Origin of the sequence: Marinobacter sp. 2_MG-2023 (assembly GCF_030546935.1) — a bacterium.
Classification (GTDB): Bacteria; Pseudomonadota; Gammaproteobacteria; order Pseudomonadales; family Oleiphilaceae; genus Marinobacter.
Genome location: NZ_JAUOPH010000004.1, coordinates 58,420 through 72,858, shown reverse-complemented (window position 1 = coordinate 72,858; position 14,439 = coordinate 58,420). Strand labels below are relative to the sequence as shown.

Here is a 14,439-nt window from a genome sequence, read left to right as displayed (position 1 = left end):
TATGGGTTATTAATTCATACTCATTCTTTAGACTTCTCTAGTTCATCGTGGCCTTGAATAACAAAATGATTGCGGAAGCAACGATAAAGCAGAGGTTTTTATGGCGTTACTGGACCGAACTTCAATTTTATGGGGGGCGGCAGTTGCCGCCATTGTTGCTGTCGCCTGTACAGTGGTGGCGATGGTGCTAGGATTAGAGCCTGCGTCAATCCTGATCGGGCTTGTGGTCGGCCTGGTGACCGCAAGCGGATTTATGATCGTTCGGGTGTTGGAGCCTGCGGAGCGCGGTCTCAAGGCTTTGAATGATGGCTCCCTGGCCGAGGGTCATCCGCTCCAGTCGCAATGCCAACAACTGTTATCCGATGCCAAGGCCGGGCGCTCCCTGACAGAAACCCTCTCCGGAAGCGCCGACAGGAATGCAATCTCCGCAGCTCAGGTATCTTATGCCGCTGACCAACTCAAGCTGCGTCTGGATCTTCAGGTGCAGGAAACTGCTCAGATGGCAGATTACGCCGGCCAGATCACTGAAACCGTTAGGGAATCCTCTCAGCAAGCTACCGATGCCGCTGCAATGGCCTTGCAGAACCGAAATGCCAGTACTGAAGGGCGCGAGGCGCTGACAACCGCAATTGACAGCATACGGGTGGTGCATGGGCAATCCGGTGAAAACCTGCGCCTGATCCAGGAGCTGAACGAGAAGTCCAACAAGATTCAGGGTGTGACCACCACCATCCAGAGTATTGCAGAGCAGACTAACCTGCTGGCACTCAACGCGGCGATTGAAGCCGCCCGGGCTGGAGACCAGGGTCGCGGTTTTGCGGTGGTTGCGGATGAAGTCAGGCAACTGGCTGGTCGCACCGCTCAAGCTACGGGTGAGGTCGCGGAGACTTTGCACGAGATTCGTTCCGATACTGCATTGATCGTCACCCGTATTGAAGACCTTGCACGCAGTGTCGAGGAGGGGCTTGCTTCTGTGGAGACTGTCGGCGAACGGCTCGATCAGATCCGTGATCAGTCAGACCGGGTGCAGCAGCAGGTGGCGCGCATTGCCGAGATAGATCAGGCTAACGAGGTTAGCCTCACCCACGTATTCTCAGCTATCGAAACTGTCAGGGATCAGATCTCTGAGAGCGATAACAGCGTTACGTCGCTTGCAGAGCAAGCGAGTACACTGATGGAGCTTGCGGAAGTTGCCAACGCGGCGTTTGCATTGAACAGTGGTTCCAGTTACCACAGGTTCTTCTACGATCAGGCGCGTGATGGAGCTGTGCAGATCGGCCAGTTACTTGAAAAGGCGATCCGCGATGGCAAGCTGGCTGAAAGTAAACTGTTTGACAAAACCAGAACGCCAATCCAGGGTACTCAGCCGCCCAAATATACAAGCAGCTTTGATTCGTTTACTGACAACAATTTACCTGCTGTTCAGGAGCGGGTAAAAGATTCACATCCCTCTCTGGTGTATGCCGCTGCGCAGTCACCGGATGGTTATATACCCACTCATAACCGTGAATTCGCCCACCCGCCCACTGGCGAGCCAGAAGTTGATCTCATGCGCAGCAGAAGCAAACGCCTGTTTAATGATCGCACGGCTATTCGCTGTGGTAACCACAAAGAGAAGATGTTGTTGCAAACCTATCGCCGCGACACAGGTGAAATCATGCACGACCTCTCTGTGCCGATCTATGTAAATGGCCGACACTGGGGCGGGTTCCGGCTTGGGTATCGTCCGGATAAACACTGACTACCGAAGCCTGAAAGCGCCGTCAGAGCCTGTGTTAAACTGGTGGCTCATGCAGAAAAAGGAGATACGACTTGGCTGATTCGGAATTCATTCCTGCCAACGCACAGGCGGATGAGCTGTCCCGTCGCTCCGACCCCGCTCGTAACCTGGCGGTTGTGGTCTATATTCTTCAAGGCCTGTCTTTTTTCCTGGGAGGCATCACCGGGCTGGTTGGCGTGATCATCAATTACGTAAAACAGGACGATGTTCGCGGCACCTGGGTGGAACCTCATTTTCGGTGGCAGATCCGCACTTTCTGGATAGGGTTGTTGTGGACAGTTATCGGGGTTGTGACCACCTTCCTGATTATCGGGTGGCTCATACTGCTGGGGATTTCGATATGGGTTATTTATCGCATCGTGAAAGGTGCCCTGGCGTTGAATGATGGCAAGGCACCTGTCTGAAGTGGCTGTCTGACGACTGGGGAATCAGTCGTCAGTTACCTCCTTTAACTGAATGGCACTGAAGGTTCCAGCCAACCCCATCAATCCGAGCACGACAATCACGGCAGAGTTTGATATCAGTGAGAGCAGGGCCGTTAGTCCACCGGTCGCGAGCAGCAAAAAGCCGATAACAGTGTTGCTGACGGCCGTGTAATCTGTACGTTTATTGCCTCCTGCCATATCTACCAGATAGGTTTTTCGACCCAGTCTCACGCCTGCATGGGCAATGCTGAGCACGAAGAAGGCGAGTGGGTAAAACCAGCCGTTGCCTACCCCTGTACCTGCAAGCATGGCTGTCAGCCCGACACCAAGGCATACAGCACTGGCCATAGCGGCACCGCGAATCATCACCCGACGGCTTGATGAATCAGCCATCCAGCCCCAGAAGCTTGCGGACACTGAACTGGCGAGACTGCTTGCCAGAAGAAATACTCCAAGCATCAAGCCCGTTTCTGATTCTTTCTGGGCCAACACCACGAAATAAGGAGATGCCAGGGCTGAGCACAGCAGAAGCGCCCGGGTAATAACGAAGTTGCGAAAAGGCACATCATCGCGCAAAAGTGACAGGCTATGGATTGCTTCTTTGAGGGCGTTGCCACCGCCGCCGGTTTCGCCTTCATACTCATCCACACCAGCAAACAAAAAACCTGCAATGATCCAGAGGGCGGCAGCAAGCAAGAGTAGCAAGCTGTAAAATGCGAGGGTCGGATCGCCCTGATCCCGGAACAGCAAAACCGTTAATATAACGGTCGCAGTGCCGCCGATGGTGGCCGCAAGGCCTGAAAGCCTGCCTCGCCGGGTTTTCGGAACGCACTTTCCCTGAACGTCTTTCATGGCGACAGAGCAGAAGCCCCGTGACAGGGAGAATGCCACCAGCGCGGCTATGATGCCGCCACCTGCCATATAGCCTTCAAGAAACCAGACGCACGCCGCCATGGCTGTAACACTGATCGCCTGACCAAAACTGCCAAGGGTCCAGAACCATTTACGCACAGGTTTGCGGCGAACCCAGGCTGCAATCATCATCTGGGGTACCATGGAGCCGGACTCCCGGATGGGGACAAGCCAGGCCACCAGTGCCGGTGCTCCAATGGCACTCATCAGCCACGCCAGTACTGTTTTGGGGCTAATCAGGAGATCGCCCAGCTTGGTCAGTACGTTGGCGGCCAGAATCAGAAAAAAGTTGCGCGGCACAACTTGGCAGGCTTCCGCCGGAATGTCTTTGCAGACTCGGGCATCTTCCTCGTTTGCAATCAGGCCGTATAGCCGGTCAACCGATCGATCGAGTGCGCCGGTTGTTTGGGCGCGCTCTGGTGACGAAGTGTTGTTCTGTAAGGGTGTCTGTTGCTGGGACAAGCCGCAGTCCTCCGGGAAATGGGTAGCCAAGGATACCAGCCGGGCCGGCACCCCTGAACCCCGGAATGCAGATCAGCGTTTCCTTTACACCAGATGATGGTCCCACTGAACCGGCAAGCTGGCAATTTCTTTGGCGGGCGTGCGCTGGCCCATGCGAACCAATTTGCCACGGCCTGAAGATATCAGAAAGTCGCCCCCTGCCAGCGCTTCAACGCCGGCACAGTCTGCGATGGCGGCCTTCTCGATAACCGCGCCTGTGCGGCTGTTAAAGATCAGCGCTGTGCCTCCAATCGGTGAGGCAATGGCAACCAGATCGTTTTCCGGGTGTGCGACTATGCTGGCGATGTAATTACCGAGTTCCCGGTGAACGGCCTCATCAAAGGCTATCTCTTCGTAGCGCCCGTTGCGGTATCTTGCTACCAGCGGTGGCAGTTCATGGGCCGCTCCCTGATATTGATAGGCGGCATAAATGGTGCCATCTGGCGCCACATCCACGTGCCGCGTGCTCAGTTGATGATGGGTTGGCTGGAATCTGGCAAGAATCTCACCGGAATGCCTGTTCATCAAGATCAGCGCTGGCTCCATGGTGTCAAGATTGAGCTTGATACGGTCGTAATCCGGGTGGGTGAGAATACCACCCAGCCCGACGACCAATGTCTGGCCATCCGGGTGCAGTGTGATTTGATGTGGGCCTATACCTTTCAGATCAAAGGTATTGACTCGCTGGTATTGCTGATGACTGTCGTAAACCGCGATGATGCCTTCTCCGGGCTCGTAGCGATTAGCGGGGGCGTACAGGAATCGACCGTCCGGTGAAAACACACCGTGGCCCACGAAATGCTCGCCTTCAGCGGCTTCAATACGATGGAGCTGTTCGCCTGTTTTGCTGTTGATGGCGTAGAACGCCCAGCCGGGCCGTCGTTCAAAAAACAACACCTCCGCTGTACCCGGGCGTTTACAGCCGCTGTGGCAGCGGGTTCGTACAGGAGATTGCCAGAGTATTTTCCCATTCGGCTTTATGGCACTCACAGCAAAACTGCCGTCGGCCAGGCCGACCGCACCTGTGTACTGATGCGGGCCGTCACTGCCGGCTTTTCGGGGCAAGATGTTGCAACCGGATAGTGTGAGCGCGGCGCTGCCTGTGAAGGCTAGTTTGATCAGGCTTCTGCGGGTCAGTTCAGGCATGGCTTTGTCTCAGTCTCCATCGCTGGAATTAAAGCCGCGCACTACGCCTAGTTCAACGGCTGCCCTGTCGTTCACCAGTGCGGTTAGCTGAGTCACGTCAATGTAGAGGCTTTGCAAGGACCGGAAGGCATTGTCGTCAGCCAGTAATGGAGCCATTGGGCGGTCGAGTTCCGGGAAGTTTTCGAGAACTTCGTTAAACTGCTGATTTATATCCTCAGCCAGGTCGGCTTGCCCCTTCTCTTTGAGGAGTTTAGAGAAGCCCGGAAGAAAGAGGTTTTTAAGCCCTTGAACGCTCGCGTCAGCAGCAATCAGGCTGGCTCCACTGCGCCATGCATCGGCGCTGTATACCGAGCGTTTGCCGTTGCCGCGCAACCCCATAGGGGTGGCCAGGCGGCGCTCTTCAAGGATTTCCAGCCCGGCCATGGCAGCACGAATCGTTGTGTCTGTGTACTGGTCATTGCCAAGGTAGTCGCTCTGAAAGCTATTCCAGTCATGAGCCAGGGTTTCACCATTACCAGCGATATGACGGGTTACGGCCACCAGTAGCTCACAGGTATGGTCTACTGGCAGCGCTCTTTCGCTGCTGTTGAAGGTCTGGTCGTACAACAGGTACTCAGCCATGGGAAAGCCCTGAACTGCAACGCCGGATTCGTTGATTGCCTCAGGTGTGATCGCAGCATTATCTTTCAGCAGGTAGGAAGCTTTGCGAGCCACCAGGTTTTTGGGATCCGGCCAGAACTGGAATTGCCAGGCGCGGTTTCCATGCTCTACAGGGCCAAAGTCTACGAATCGAACCTGCTGCCAGGCGAGGAACGCTTCCAGCCAGGCCTGTTTGGTCTTCTCAAGCCCTTCGGATGTTGGGCTCTGGCAATATGTCTCGGCCTGTTCTGCCAGGGCTTGGCTTTGTGTCGACAAGCTCTCGTAGCCTGTGAGAATGTCGCTGTGCCACTGCGTCCGATAGTCCGTATCGGTACTCTTGGTGCTCGCAGCCATCAACGGCGCGGTGGCCAGAGTTGAGGCGAGGCAAAGCGTTAGTGTCAGTCGCTTCATAACAGGCTCCTTTTAAAGTGAGTTCAGGAAATCGAGCAGAGCCCGACGGTTGTCGGCGCTGAACTGGCTGAAGCGTGCTACGGCTGGTGCGGCTTCACCACCATGCCAAAGTATGGCTTCTTCCAGGGTTCGCGCTCGCCCGTCATGCAGGAATCCTGCTTGCGGATTGACGGTCTGGGCCAGACCAATGCCCCAGAGAGGTTGTGTGCGCCACTCGTTGCCATTGGCCAAAAACTCATCACGGCCATCGGCAAGGGCAGGGCCCATGTCGTGTAAAAGCATGTCGGAATAGGGCCAGATGGTCTGCTTGCTCAAGTCTGGCCGTTCCGGATCTGTTCCTGTGGTGTGCCGGGGAGTGTGACATCCGGCGCACCCGGTGTCGTTAAATAGCTGTGCGCCTTTTTGCACAGATGGCTCTTCCATATTACGCCGTGCCGGCACAGCCAGACTCTTGGCATAGAAGGTTACAAAGTTTGCGATCTTGTCGCTGACTTCCGGTTGGCCGCCGTCGGGAAAGCGATCACATTCCTGTTCTGGTGTGCAATCCGTAGTGGGTTTCAGGCTGGAGGTCAGACCCATATCGCCGGCAAACGCGCCCATGCTCTGTTGGTGTACGTCTGGTTCGGCAGCTTTCCAGCCAAACCGACCCGGTTTTGTCTGGTTAGTTGCCAGATCCCATACCTGATTCAGTTTACCGGAAATGCCATCTCCGTCTGCGTCCTCCGGGTCAGCCAGGGCCTCAATATCGGTAATTGGAATGGTTTCCAGAAGCCCCATGCCGATCATAGGTGGTGCGACACGAGGGGAGACCAGAAGGCCATCGGGCAAGGGACCGTAATTGGGGTTCTCTATCTGGTACACGGGCTCCCGCAGCTCCACTTTGGTGCCGTCAGCCAGAGTTTTGGTCAATTTTTTCCATGTTAACACCAAATCTGCCTCTGGTTGCGCACCGGGCAGGGCAGCCGTTTGCAACTGGCTGCCATAGACAGGCGCAGGTTTGAATCCATGGGTAAGCAACATTTCGGCGTCAGCCTCGGGGTCTGCCGGAACAGCCAGGCGCAGAAACAAGGATACCGACGGTTCATCAATTCCGGGGGGGTGTCCGCGGCCGTCTTTTATGTGACAGCCCTGGCAGGAGTTGGTGTTGAACAGGGGGCCCAAACCGTCCCGTGCTACGGTGCTGGATGGTGCTTCTACCCATGGGTTGCGGAAGAAGCTGTTGCCAACGCTGAAGTCCAGGCGCTTGGTCATCGACAGGTTGCTCTGGGGCAGGGAGTAGGCGTTGGTATCAAACTGCTCCACAGTACCCTCTCCTCCGGTGCCTGGTGACTGCTGCAACGGAAAGCCAGCATGGGTGTCGGCATTAACTGGTAACGCGAAGCCGAGCAGCAAGGGCAGCAACGCAGTCATTAATTTGTTTCTGGTCATTATTTCTTACCACACAATTGAAGAAGCCATGGAAAATCTGCTCATCTCAAAGCAGGCTTTCCATGGCTTGTTCCGGTTCCTTGATGACCGGGGGCAAGTTTTGCCCCCGGATATCTATACCCTACTGATTTCCCGTCAGAAAGAGTGGCCGGCGTCGTCTGGCGACAAAGCCTCAAGGCCCAGTTGACGAGCAGCCTGCTCAATGGAGCCAGTCTGTTCAACCAGCGCCATGATTGCGCCATTAACAACGGTTGCGCCGCTGGTGTTGCCCGGTGCAATCATTCTATCAAATGGCATGGGGTTCTGGCTCGATTCGGCCTTGGATTTCATTACGCCCAGCGCCTTCATTGAAGCATCCAGTTGTGCATTCAGGCGTGCATCCAGCTCGGGATTGCCCTGTTTTACAAGATCAGACAGCGATGGGCCTGTTACCAGGCTACCGTCTACGCGCCGATAGGTGCCAGTGTATACGTTCTGGATGCCCTGACCATTGTAATAGTGGGAATTGTGGGTGTTGTCGCTGAAACAGTCGTGTTCATCTTCATAGGAGTTGGCTTCAAGAGCCACTTTCATGCGTTCGCCAGCAAGCTCTCCCAGCGACAAAGAACCCATTCCGAACAGCATTTTCTGCACGCCTTCGTTGGCGTCGGCATTTACAAGCTGGCTGCGGTAGTTGTCTGAGGCGCCTGGCGCCCACTGTGCGACCATCCACTCCAGATCAGAAATCAAAAGGTCCGTGGCGGCATCGAGGTATTCACCCCGGCGCTCGCAGTTGCCGTTGGTGCAGTCGGCACCGGTGGCGTAGTCGGTTACCGGGCGTTCGCCACTGCCAGGCTCAAAGCCATGCAAATCCTGGCCCCATAGCAGAAATTCGATGGCGTGGTAGCCGGTTGCAACGTTGGCTTCCGAGCCGCCAATTTCATTCAGGTCGGCAAGGAGTTCGGCAGAAAGGTTTGTTACATCAAGGGTTTCACCACCAACGTTGAGGCTGTCGCTTCCAATGATATTGGCAGTTGCGCCTGCGTTGCCCAGCTCATACTGATAATCGTCTGCCTGCACGTAGTCGATCAGGCCCTCATCCAGTGGCCACGCATTCAGCTGGCCTTCCCAGTCATCTACAATCGTGTTGCCGAAGCGGAACACTTCTGTTTGCTGATAGGGTACGCGGGCTGCAAGCCAGGCTTCTTTAGCTGCTTGCAAATTGGCCTCTGTAGGGTTTGCGAGTAAACGGTCTGTGGCTTTGTTCAGTGTTTTTGCTGTGATCAGTGCGTCTTCGTACCCTGCATGTGCAAGATCGGCATAGTGTTCAACAACCGATGCTTTCGTGGCTGGTTGGGACGCAGCAGAATCTGTCTGGGTAGTGTTGGCGCAACCAGCGGTTAAAACCGCAGCGACGGTAAGTGCCAGAGGGGCTGGTCGGAACATTGCTTTCATTGAGAACTCCGAAAGTTGAGAAGCGGCTATGTAAATGGGAGGCATTATCGTTCGTAATTATGTTTGTTAAAGTGTCTTAACGCAAGCATGCTTTAGCGCGGGCCAAGGTAGAACAAAAACCTGCTCGATATCAATTTTTAATGATAATCATTTGCAATTACAATTTGTGATGCTAAATTCTGATTCAAACGTGCTCTTAATTTGGAGAAAAGCATGAGTGGATCAGTGGTTCGACTAGCAGGCTCCTCAAAAAGTGTGTTCTCTGCGTGGCAATCGCTCCGTAAGTCGGTCGATAAAGGCAATGTTGCGCAGGGTCGGCCCGAGTGCTGTGGTTCAGGTCAGGCCTCCTCAAGTGGGAGCCGTTCTGGCTGACATCCGGCAGAATCCCCATTTTCTGTTCACTTTGCGAGGCTTTTGCAGGCGTTAGCTTGCACAGCGAGTGCGCGCTCGGGCCTAATAGCTCCTGTTTACAGGGAGCTGATTTATGTTGAGTTATCTTCACGCTTTTCACGCCGGGAATTTTGCGGATGTGCAAAAGCACGGTGCATTAACGCTTGCCATCTCCATGATGCAGGCGAAGCCCTCTGCCATTGCCTGCTTTGATACCCACGCGGGTAGCGCCGTCTATGACCTTAAGAGTGAGCGCGCACGGAAAACTGCAGAAGCGGATTCGGGCGTGCAAAAATTCTGGACCAGTCGGAACGCTTTTACTTCTGAAGACTGGCAGCCAGTTGTGGATCTGTTGTCGCATTTCAATGCCGGCGAAGGCCCACTGACAGTTTATCCGGGCTCCCCGGCCTGGCTTCGTCATGCCCTGCGCCGGGGTGATTCGTTGACGGCGTTTGAGCTTCACCCTTCGGAAAGCGGCCAGCTTGAAGGCTGGGCTGCGGACCGGGGGCAGGGTAAGAGTGTGCGGGTTCTGCATGAAGATGGCTTGAAAGGCCTGTTGCGGAACCTGCCGCCCGCTCAACCCAGGCTGATCACGTTGATTGACCCCTCTTACGAAATCAAATCCGAGTATCTTGATGTTGCCACTACTTTGCAGAAAGCATGGCAAAAATGCCGTCATGGGGTCTATCTTGTCTGGTATCCGATTCTTACCAGTGGTTTGCATACTGCGTTGAAGCAGTCATTGGAAAACAGCCCGATGCGTAAAGTGTGGTGCAGCGAGGTCCATCTGAAAACGCCTCCGGAGCGGGGCATGACCGGTTCCGGCATGTTGGTGGTCAACCCGCCTTGGGGGTTTGATAAACGATTTTCTGCCATGATTGGGGATATCGCCGGAGAGTCTGTGCTGGGTCTTTCCCACGAACAGGGCTGGTTGCTGCCTGAGTAGACCGGGTAGCCGCTCGCCATGGAGGAGCTGTTTTTGAAGGAAACAACCAACGAGAATAATGCTGACCCGTGTCTTCCTGGTGGTTTGATGTCTGCTGAGCAGTGGGCGTTGCCTGAGACCTCTGTGCGGCGTTCGCTAAAAGATGCAATTAGCCATGCACTTACACAGCTGCGGGCCGGTGTGTCTCAGGCCGAAGAGCCTTTTGAGAGCATGGACGACCTACCCGAACTTTCCATCGCCCAGCAACATCGGCTCGCCCCGGAGCCGGATTATGCACGCCAGGCGGTCGTTATTGCCTCCAGTCTTGATCACGCACGCTCCGAAGGCGCGCTCAGCCGCGAAGTTGTCTGCCTGGTGGCGCCGCCTTTTTCTGGAGTGCAGCAGTCGCTAGCTTGTTTTTCTGAGTCTGGGCCGTCGGGCTTTATCCCTGGTGGGACTGGCGAATGGACTATTATTGCGCCGCCTGAGACCTTGGCGTTCAGCGATCAGGAAGCCTGTGAATGGTGGGACAACCAGGATTTGTCTCGCCCCTGGGTAATCACTGAGCTTGCAGAATTCTGGTTGAGACGTCTTTCAGGTCTGGCCTTGGTCAAGGAGCTGTTTCGCAGGATCGCAAATGGCAATGCGGGTGCAGGTATTGTGGGGTGCTCAAGTTGGTGTTGGCGATATTGGGGGCATTATCTTGAAAACGCCCAAATGTCACCCTGGACGCCTGCGCCAATGAACTCTGAGCGATTGGGTGTCTGGTTTACTTATCTGGCTTCGAAAGGCAGAAAATCGTCGGTGGTCGTAAGGATGACCGGTGATGGTCATTACGTGCTGCCCCAGCCTGAGCCAGATGATATTGAAAAAAAGAAGAGAAGTAAGAAGCGCAAATACAGTAATTTTTTGCGTGACCTGGCGGCGACATCTCGCGGCAATCCCGGCGTGGCCCTGGCCATCTGGCAGAGATCCTTGCGTGCACAGCCAGATGATGACGCCAAGCTGGAAGGTGACGGCGAAATGTCGGAGAAACAAAGCCGGGCGGCGGACTGCTGGGTTGTGCCACTGGAGCGGTTGAGCCTTCCGACCATGCCGCAGAGCAAGGAGAGTGTCACCGGTTTCGTGCTGCATGGGTTGTTGCTGCACAACAGCCTCGATATAGCCTCTTTGGAGGTGGTCACTGGTGTTTCCGCCTATGAGCTGAGCCTGGTGCTGTCACGGTTGAAGCGTGCTGAACTGGTGATCTGTGAACAGCCCGGCGAGCGCTGGCGAGTAACACCCATCGGGTATCCCACGGTCAGGCGCCACCTGCAGAGTTGGGGATTCCCGCTTGATCAGTTTTAGGAGCGACCATGATCGATGACCTTGGTATCAAAGACGCCTTTGCCTCCATAACCGGGCAGGCGCTGTTGGAGGCTGTGCTTGTTATTGCTCTCGCCTCCCTGTTAACCGTAGCGATTCAGAAGGTGCTTCCGCGGGTTGCGCAAAAGCTGGGTGGCAAGGCGCGCCTTTACCTGCTGGCGTCTGTGCCCCTGCTTCGGCTGTTAATCATTCTCGCCACGATTGTGGTCGTGGTTCCGATTCTGGTGGAGCCATCGTTTGAAAATATGGTGGCTATTTTTGGCGCCCTGGCGTTGGCTCTGGGCTTTGCTTTCAAGGATTATGCGAACAGCCTGATCGCTGGCATTGTGACCCTCTATGAGATGCCTTACCGGCCAGGTGACTGGATTGAGGTAGACGGGCAGTACGGTGAAGTGCGGGCGATAGGAACGCGTGCGGCGGAGATTGTTACTCCGGATGACACGGTTGTGATTATCCCTCATAACAAATTGTGGAACTCATTGATTGCCAACGGTAACGATGGCACCGACAACCTGATGTGCGTGGCCGATTTTCATCTTGAGTCGAACCATGATGTCGGCCGGGTGCGTGAGTTGCTCAGAGATGTGGCTTTTACTAGCCCGAGAACAAAAACCTGGCAGCCTGTGGTCGTGATTGTATTCAACAAGCCGTGGGGTATGCATTATCGATTGAAGGCTTACCCGTTCGCCCCTAAAGAGCAGTTTCAGTTTATCTCCGAACTTACGGCACGTGGTTCTGCTGAATTGGCGCGCCAGGGCGTCAAGTTTGTCTCGGTGCCGGTCGCTGTAGATTAAAGTTGGCCGCGAAACCCGGCCAACTTTAATCACTTCGCCCTGAGTGTCAGGTTTTCATACTTTGTTAACTGCATCTTCACGTGGCCAGTAACGTAAATCACGGCAGCGTTCGATGAAACGTGCACAAGAGTCCTCGATGATATCGATCTCTATGCATCCGTCATCTTTGCTTTCAGCAAGGCCAGCGCTTTCCAGTAAAGGCTCAGCGGCTGTGTTATAGCCAATGAACTTGCAGTGGGCAAAAGCATCACTGATGAAATCGCGAACCGGGCTGTGGCGTGCGAGTTTTTGAATGCCCTTGTCGCCAGGCAAGAGAGCGACGGCATCGAAAAGCACAGACGGTCCTCCATCAATTTTCTCGTTCGCGCTGATTTTTCGGCCACTGCTATCGGTTACGCCACCAATGACCGGCGCAATTACAGCAAGCACTGCGCCCTCATGCTCTGCTGCAGCCTTCAGGGCATCGAAGATCTTTGCATCCGTGCCTTCACTGACAAACACTCCAAGCTTGCGGCCAGCAAAACTCGAGGGTCCGCTCTTTAAAATGCTCAGGGCGTCAGAGGGGGCAAGGTCTTTTCTCGGCTCTACCGCGGCGGCAGCTGCGTCTGGCAGCGATTCCAGCCCGAGTCCGTCGGCAACTTTGTTGGCAAGGGTGTCATCCACGTTTAACAAGTGGCTCACCATCCTGATACGTATATCCTCCCTCTCCACCTTGCTCAACTCGAATACGAACGCATCGGCAATATGATTTTGCTCCGTTTCGGTCTGACTGATATAGAACTGCCACGCCTGGCTATAGTGATCGGCAAAAGTGGGGGATCTCTCGCGCACTTTGGTGCCAGATATCTCCTCAGGAAAGCTCTGAAACCCTAGCTCAGGGTTTTCCCGGGGCCCTGGGTTGTCATCCCAGCTGTTGGGTTCGTAATTTGCCCGGCCTCTGGGGTTGGTCATCGCCATGTGGCCATCTTGCTGAAAGTGATGCATCGGGCATTTGGGTGCATTTATCGGAATGTGCGTAAAGTTTGGCCCGCCCAGGCGTTTGGTCTGGGTATCCAGATAGGAGAAGTTGCGGCCCTGAAGGAGAGGGTCATTTGAATGATCCATACCTGGGACGATATTTTGCGTGCAGAAGGCAACTTGCTCCGTTTCAGCAAAAAAATTATCGACCACGCGGTTCAACACCATTTTGCCAAGCGGTGTTACCGGAACCTGTTCCTCCGGAATAAGTTTTGTGGGATCTAATATGTCGAACTCGAACTCGTCCGCAAAGGCGTCGTCAAAAATCTGTACCCCTAATTCCCATTCAGGGTAATCGCCGCGTTGGATGGCGTCCCACATGTCCCGGCGATGAAAGTCGGGATCTGCACCGTTGATCTTCACAGCTTCGTTCCAGACAACTGATTGAAGCCCCAGTTTCGGTTTCCAGTGGAATTTCACGAAGTGCGACTCCCCCCGAGCATTAACAAAGCGGAAGCTGTGTACGCCGAAGCCTTCCATGAATCGGGGGGAACGGGGTATTGCCCGGTCGGACATGGCCCACATCAGCATATGAGTACTTTCGGGCATCAGGCTGACAAAATCCCAAAAATTGTCGTGGGCGGATTGGGCTTGCGGAAAACCGCGATCCGGTGCTTCCTTTACGGCGTGGACCAGATCCGGAAACTTCATTGCGTCCTGAATAAAGAAGACCGGAATGTTATTGCCTACCAGGTCCCAGTTGCCTTGTTGGGTATAGAATTTGGTCGCAAACCCACGGACATCACGAGGCAGGTCGGCGGAGCCTTTATTTCCCGCGACGGTTGAAAACCTTACGAAGACGGGGGTCTGTTCGCCAGGGCGCTGAAACAGATCTGCTGTCGTGAGCTCCGATTGGTTTTTATAGTTCTCAAAGTAGCCATGGAAACCAACGCCGCGGGCATGAACAACCCGCTCCGGAATCCGCTCGTGATCGAAATGGAAGATCTTCTCCCGCATGACCTGATCTTCAAGCAGCCCCGGTCCTCTAGCTCCGGCGCGTAGAGAGTTTTGGTCGTCGGCAATGGGTACGCCCTGTTGGGTTGTAAGCGTCGGGTGCGTTTTGTCAGAAAGCTGATGCCACTCACCGCCCTTAGCGGCGGAGTGTTTTGGATGATCGGAATTATGAGTCATAGAATGTCTCCTTTCGCGATATCGACAGTTACCGGAGTTAGTCTAGTGTGAATAATGCTGGAAGGAGCGGTTGTGAATAATTCTTAAGGCTGCTGTCATTATTTGCGCGTTGAAGGCAGTCGCAAAGATTGTTAATTATGT

At 54.7% G+C, this 14,439-nt stretch carries 11 protein-coding genes; 5 read left to right on the top strand and 6 right to left on the bottom strand.

The annotated features are described in order from the left end of the window. Nucleotides 1–100: 100 nt before the first annotated feature. The gene (locus Q4501_RS10875; protein WP_303596259.1) at nucleotides 101–1,741 is read left to right on the top strand and encodes a methyl-accepting chemotaxis protein; all 1,641 of its coding nucleotides are present in this window, start codon (nucleotides 101–103) and stop codon (nucleotides 1,739–1,741) included. Between the two features lie 71 nt (nucleotides 1,742–1,812). Next, complete coding sequence (locus tag Q4501_RS10870) at nucleotides 1,813–2,184, top strand: hypothetical protein (protein WP_303596258.1); 372 nt, start codon at nucleotides 1,813–1,815, stop codon at nucleotides 2,182–2,184. A 24-nt stretch (nucleotides 2,185–2,208) separates the two neighbouring features. Here Q4501_RS10870 and Q4501_RS10865 read toward each other — a convergent pair whose 3' ends face one another. The 5 genes from Q4501_RS10865 to Q4501_RS10845 form a co-directional block, all read right to left on the bottom strand. Next, complete coding sequence (locus Q4501_RS10865; protein ID WP_303596821.1) at nucleotides 2,209–3,480, bottom strand: MFS transporter; 1,272 nt, start codon at nucleotides 3,478–3,480, stop codon at nucleotides 2,209–2,211. A 183-nt stretch (nucleotides 3,481–3,663) separates the two neighbouring features. Next, nucleotides 3,664–4,764: a DUF1513 domain-containing protein gene (locus Q4501_RS10860; protein WP_303596257.1), complete on the bottom strand. Its 1,101-nt coding sequence runs from the start codon at nucleotides 4,762–4,764 to the stop codon at nucleotides 3,664–3,666. A 9-nt stretch (nucleotides 4,765–4,773) separates the two neighbouring features. Then, nucleotides 4,774–5,814 carry an imelysin family protein gene (locus tag Q4501_RS10855; RefSeq protein ID WP_303596256.1) on the bottom strand — a complete coding sequence of 347 codons (1,041 nt, stop codon included), beginning with the start codon at nucleotides 5,812–5,814 and terminating at the stop codon, nucleotides 4,774–4,776. A 12-nt stretch (nucleotides 5,815–5,826) separates the two neighbouring features. Continuing rightward, nucleotides 5,827–7,224, bottom strand: a complete 1,398-nt coding sequence (locus tag Q4501_RS10850; protein ID WP_303596820.1) for a di-heme oxidoredictase family protein — start codon at nucleotides 7,222–7,224, stop codon at nucleotides 5,827–5,829. Between the two features lie 153 nt (nucleotides 7,225–7,377). Then, complete coding sequence (locus Q4501_RS10845; protein WP_303596255.1) at nucleotides 7,378–8,676, bottom strand: imelysin family protein; 1,299 nt, start codon at nucleotides 8,674–8,676, stop codon at nucleotides 7,378–7,380. Nucleotides 8,677–9,160: 484 nt separating this feature from the next. Between Q4501_RS10845 and Q4501_RS10840 the strand changes: the two genes are divergently transcribed. The 3 genes from Q4501_RS10840 to Q4501_RS10830 are packed head-to-tail and all read left to right on the top strand — an operon-like array spanning nucleotide 9,161 to nucleotide 12,150. Continuing rightward, entirely contained in the window at nucleotides 9,161–10,012 is an 852-nt protein-coding gene (locus Q4501_RS10840; RefSeq protein WP_303596254.1) for a 23S rRNA (adenine(2030)-N(6))-methyltransferase RlmJ, read from the top strand. Nucleotides 10,013–10,045: 33 nt separating this feature from the next. Continuing rightward, complete coding sequence (locus tag Q4501_RS10835; protein ID WP_303596253.1) at nucleotides 10,046–11,338, top strand: hypothetical protein; 1,293 nt, start codon at nucleotides 10,046–10,048, stop codon at nucleotides 11,336–11,338. Between the two features lie 8 nt (nucleotides 11,339–11,346). After that, on the top strand, nucleotides 11,347–12,150 hold the full coding sequence (locus tag Q4501_RS10830; RefSeq protein ID WP_303596252.1) for a mechanosensitive ion channel family protein: 804 nt from the start codon (nucleotides 11,347–11,349) through the stop codon (nucleotides 12,148–12,150). 54 nt (nucleotides 12,151–12,204) lie between these two features. Here Q4501_RS10830 and Q4501_RS10825 read toward each other — a convergent pair whose 3' ends face one another. Beyond that, the gene (locus Q4501_RS10825) at nucleotides 12,205–14,298 is read right to left on the bottom strand and encodes a catalase (protein WP_303596251.1); all 2,094 of its coding nucleotides are present in this window, start codon (nucleotides 14,296–14,298) and stop codon (nucleotides 12,205–12,207) included. Nucleotides 14,299–14,439: the final 141 nt, after the last annotated feature.

Bases quoted from the DNA above. Each gene is read 5' to 3' on its own strand.
- Q4501_RS10860 (WP_303596257.1), bottom strand. From the start codon at position 4,764: ATGCCTGAACTGACCCGCAGAAGCCTGATCAAACTAGCCTTCACAGGC.
- Q4501_RS10830 (WP_303596252.1), top strand. From the start codon at position 11,347: ATGATCGATGACCTTGGTATCAAAGACGCCTTTGCCTCCATAACCGGG.
- Q4501_RS10875 (WP_303596259.1), top strand. From the start codon at position 101: ATGGCGTTACTGGACCGAACTTCAATTTTATGGGGGGCGGCAGTTGCC.
- Q4501_RS10825 (WP_303596251.1), bottom strand. From the start codon at position 14,298: ATGACTCATAATTCCGATCATCCAAAACACTCCGCCGCTAAGGGCGGT.
- Q4501_RS10855 (WP_303596256.1), bottom strand. From the start codon at position 5,814: ATGAAGCGACTGACACTAACGCTTTGCCTCGCCTCAACTCTGGCCACC.
- Q4501_RS10850 (WP_303596820.1), bottom strand. From the start codon at position 7,224: ATGACTGCGTTGCTGCCCTTGCTGCTCGGCTTCGCGTTACCAGTTAAT.
- Q4501_RS10840 (WP_303596254.1), top strand. From the start codon at position 9,161: ATGTTGAGTTATCTTCACGCTTTTCACGCCGGGAATTTTGCGGATGTG.
- Q4501_RS10845 (WP_303596255.1), bottom strand. From the start codon at position 8,676: ATGAAAGCAATGTTCCGACCAGCCCCTCTGGCACTTACCGTCGCTGCG.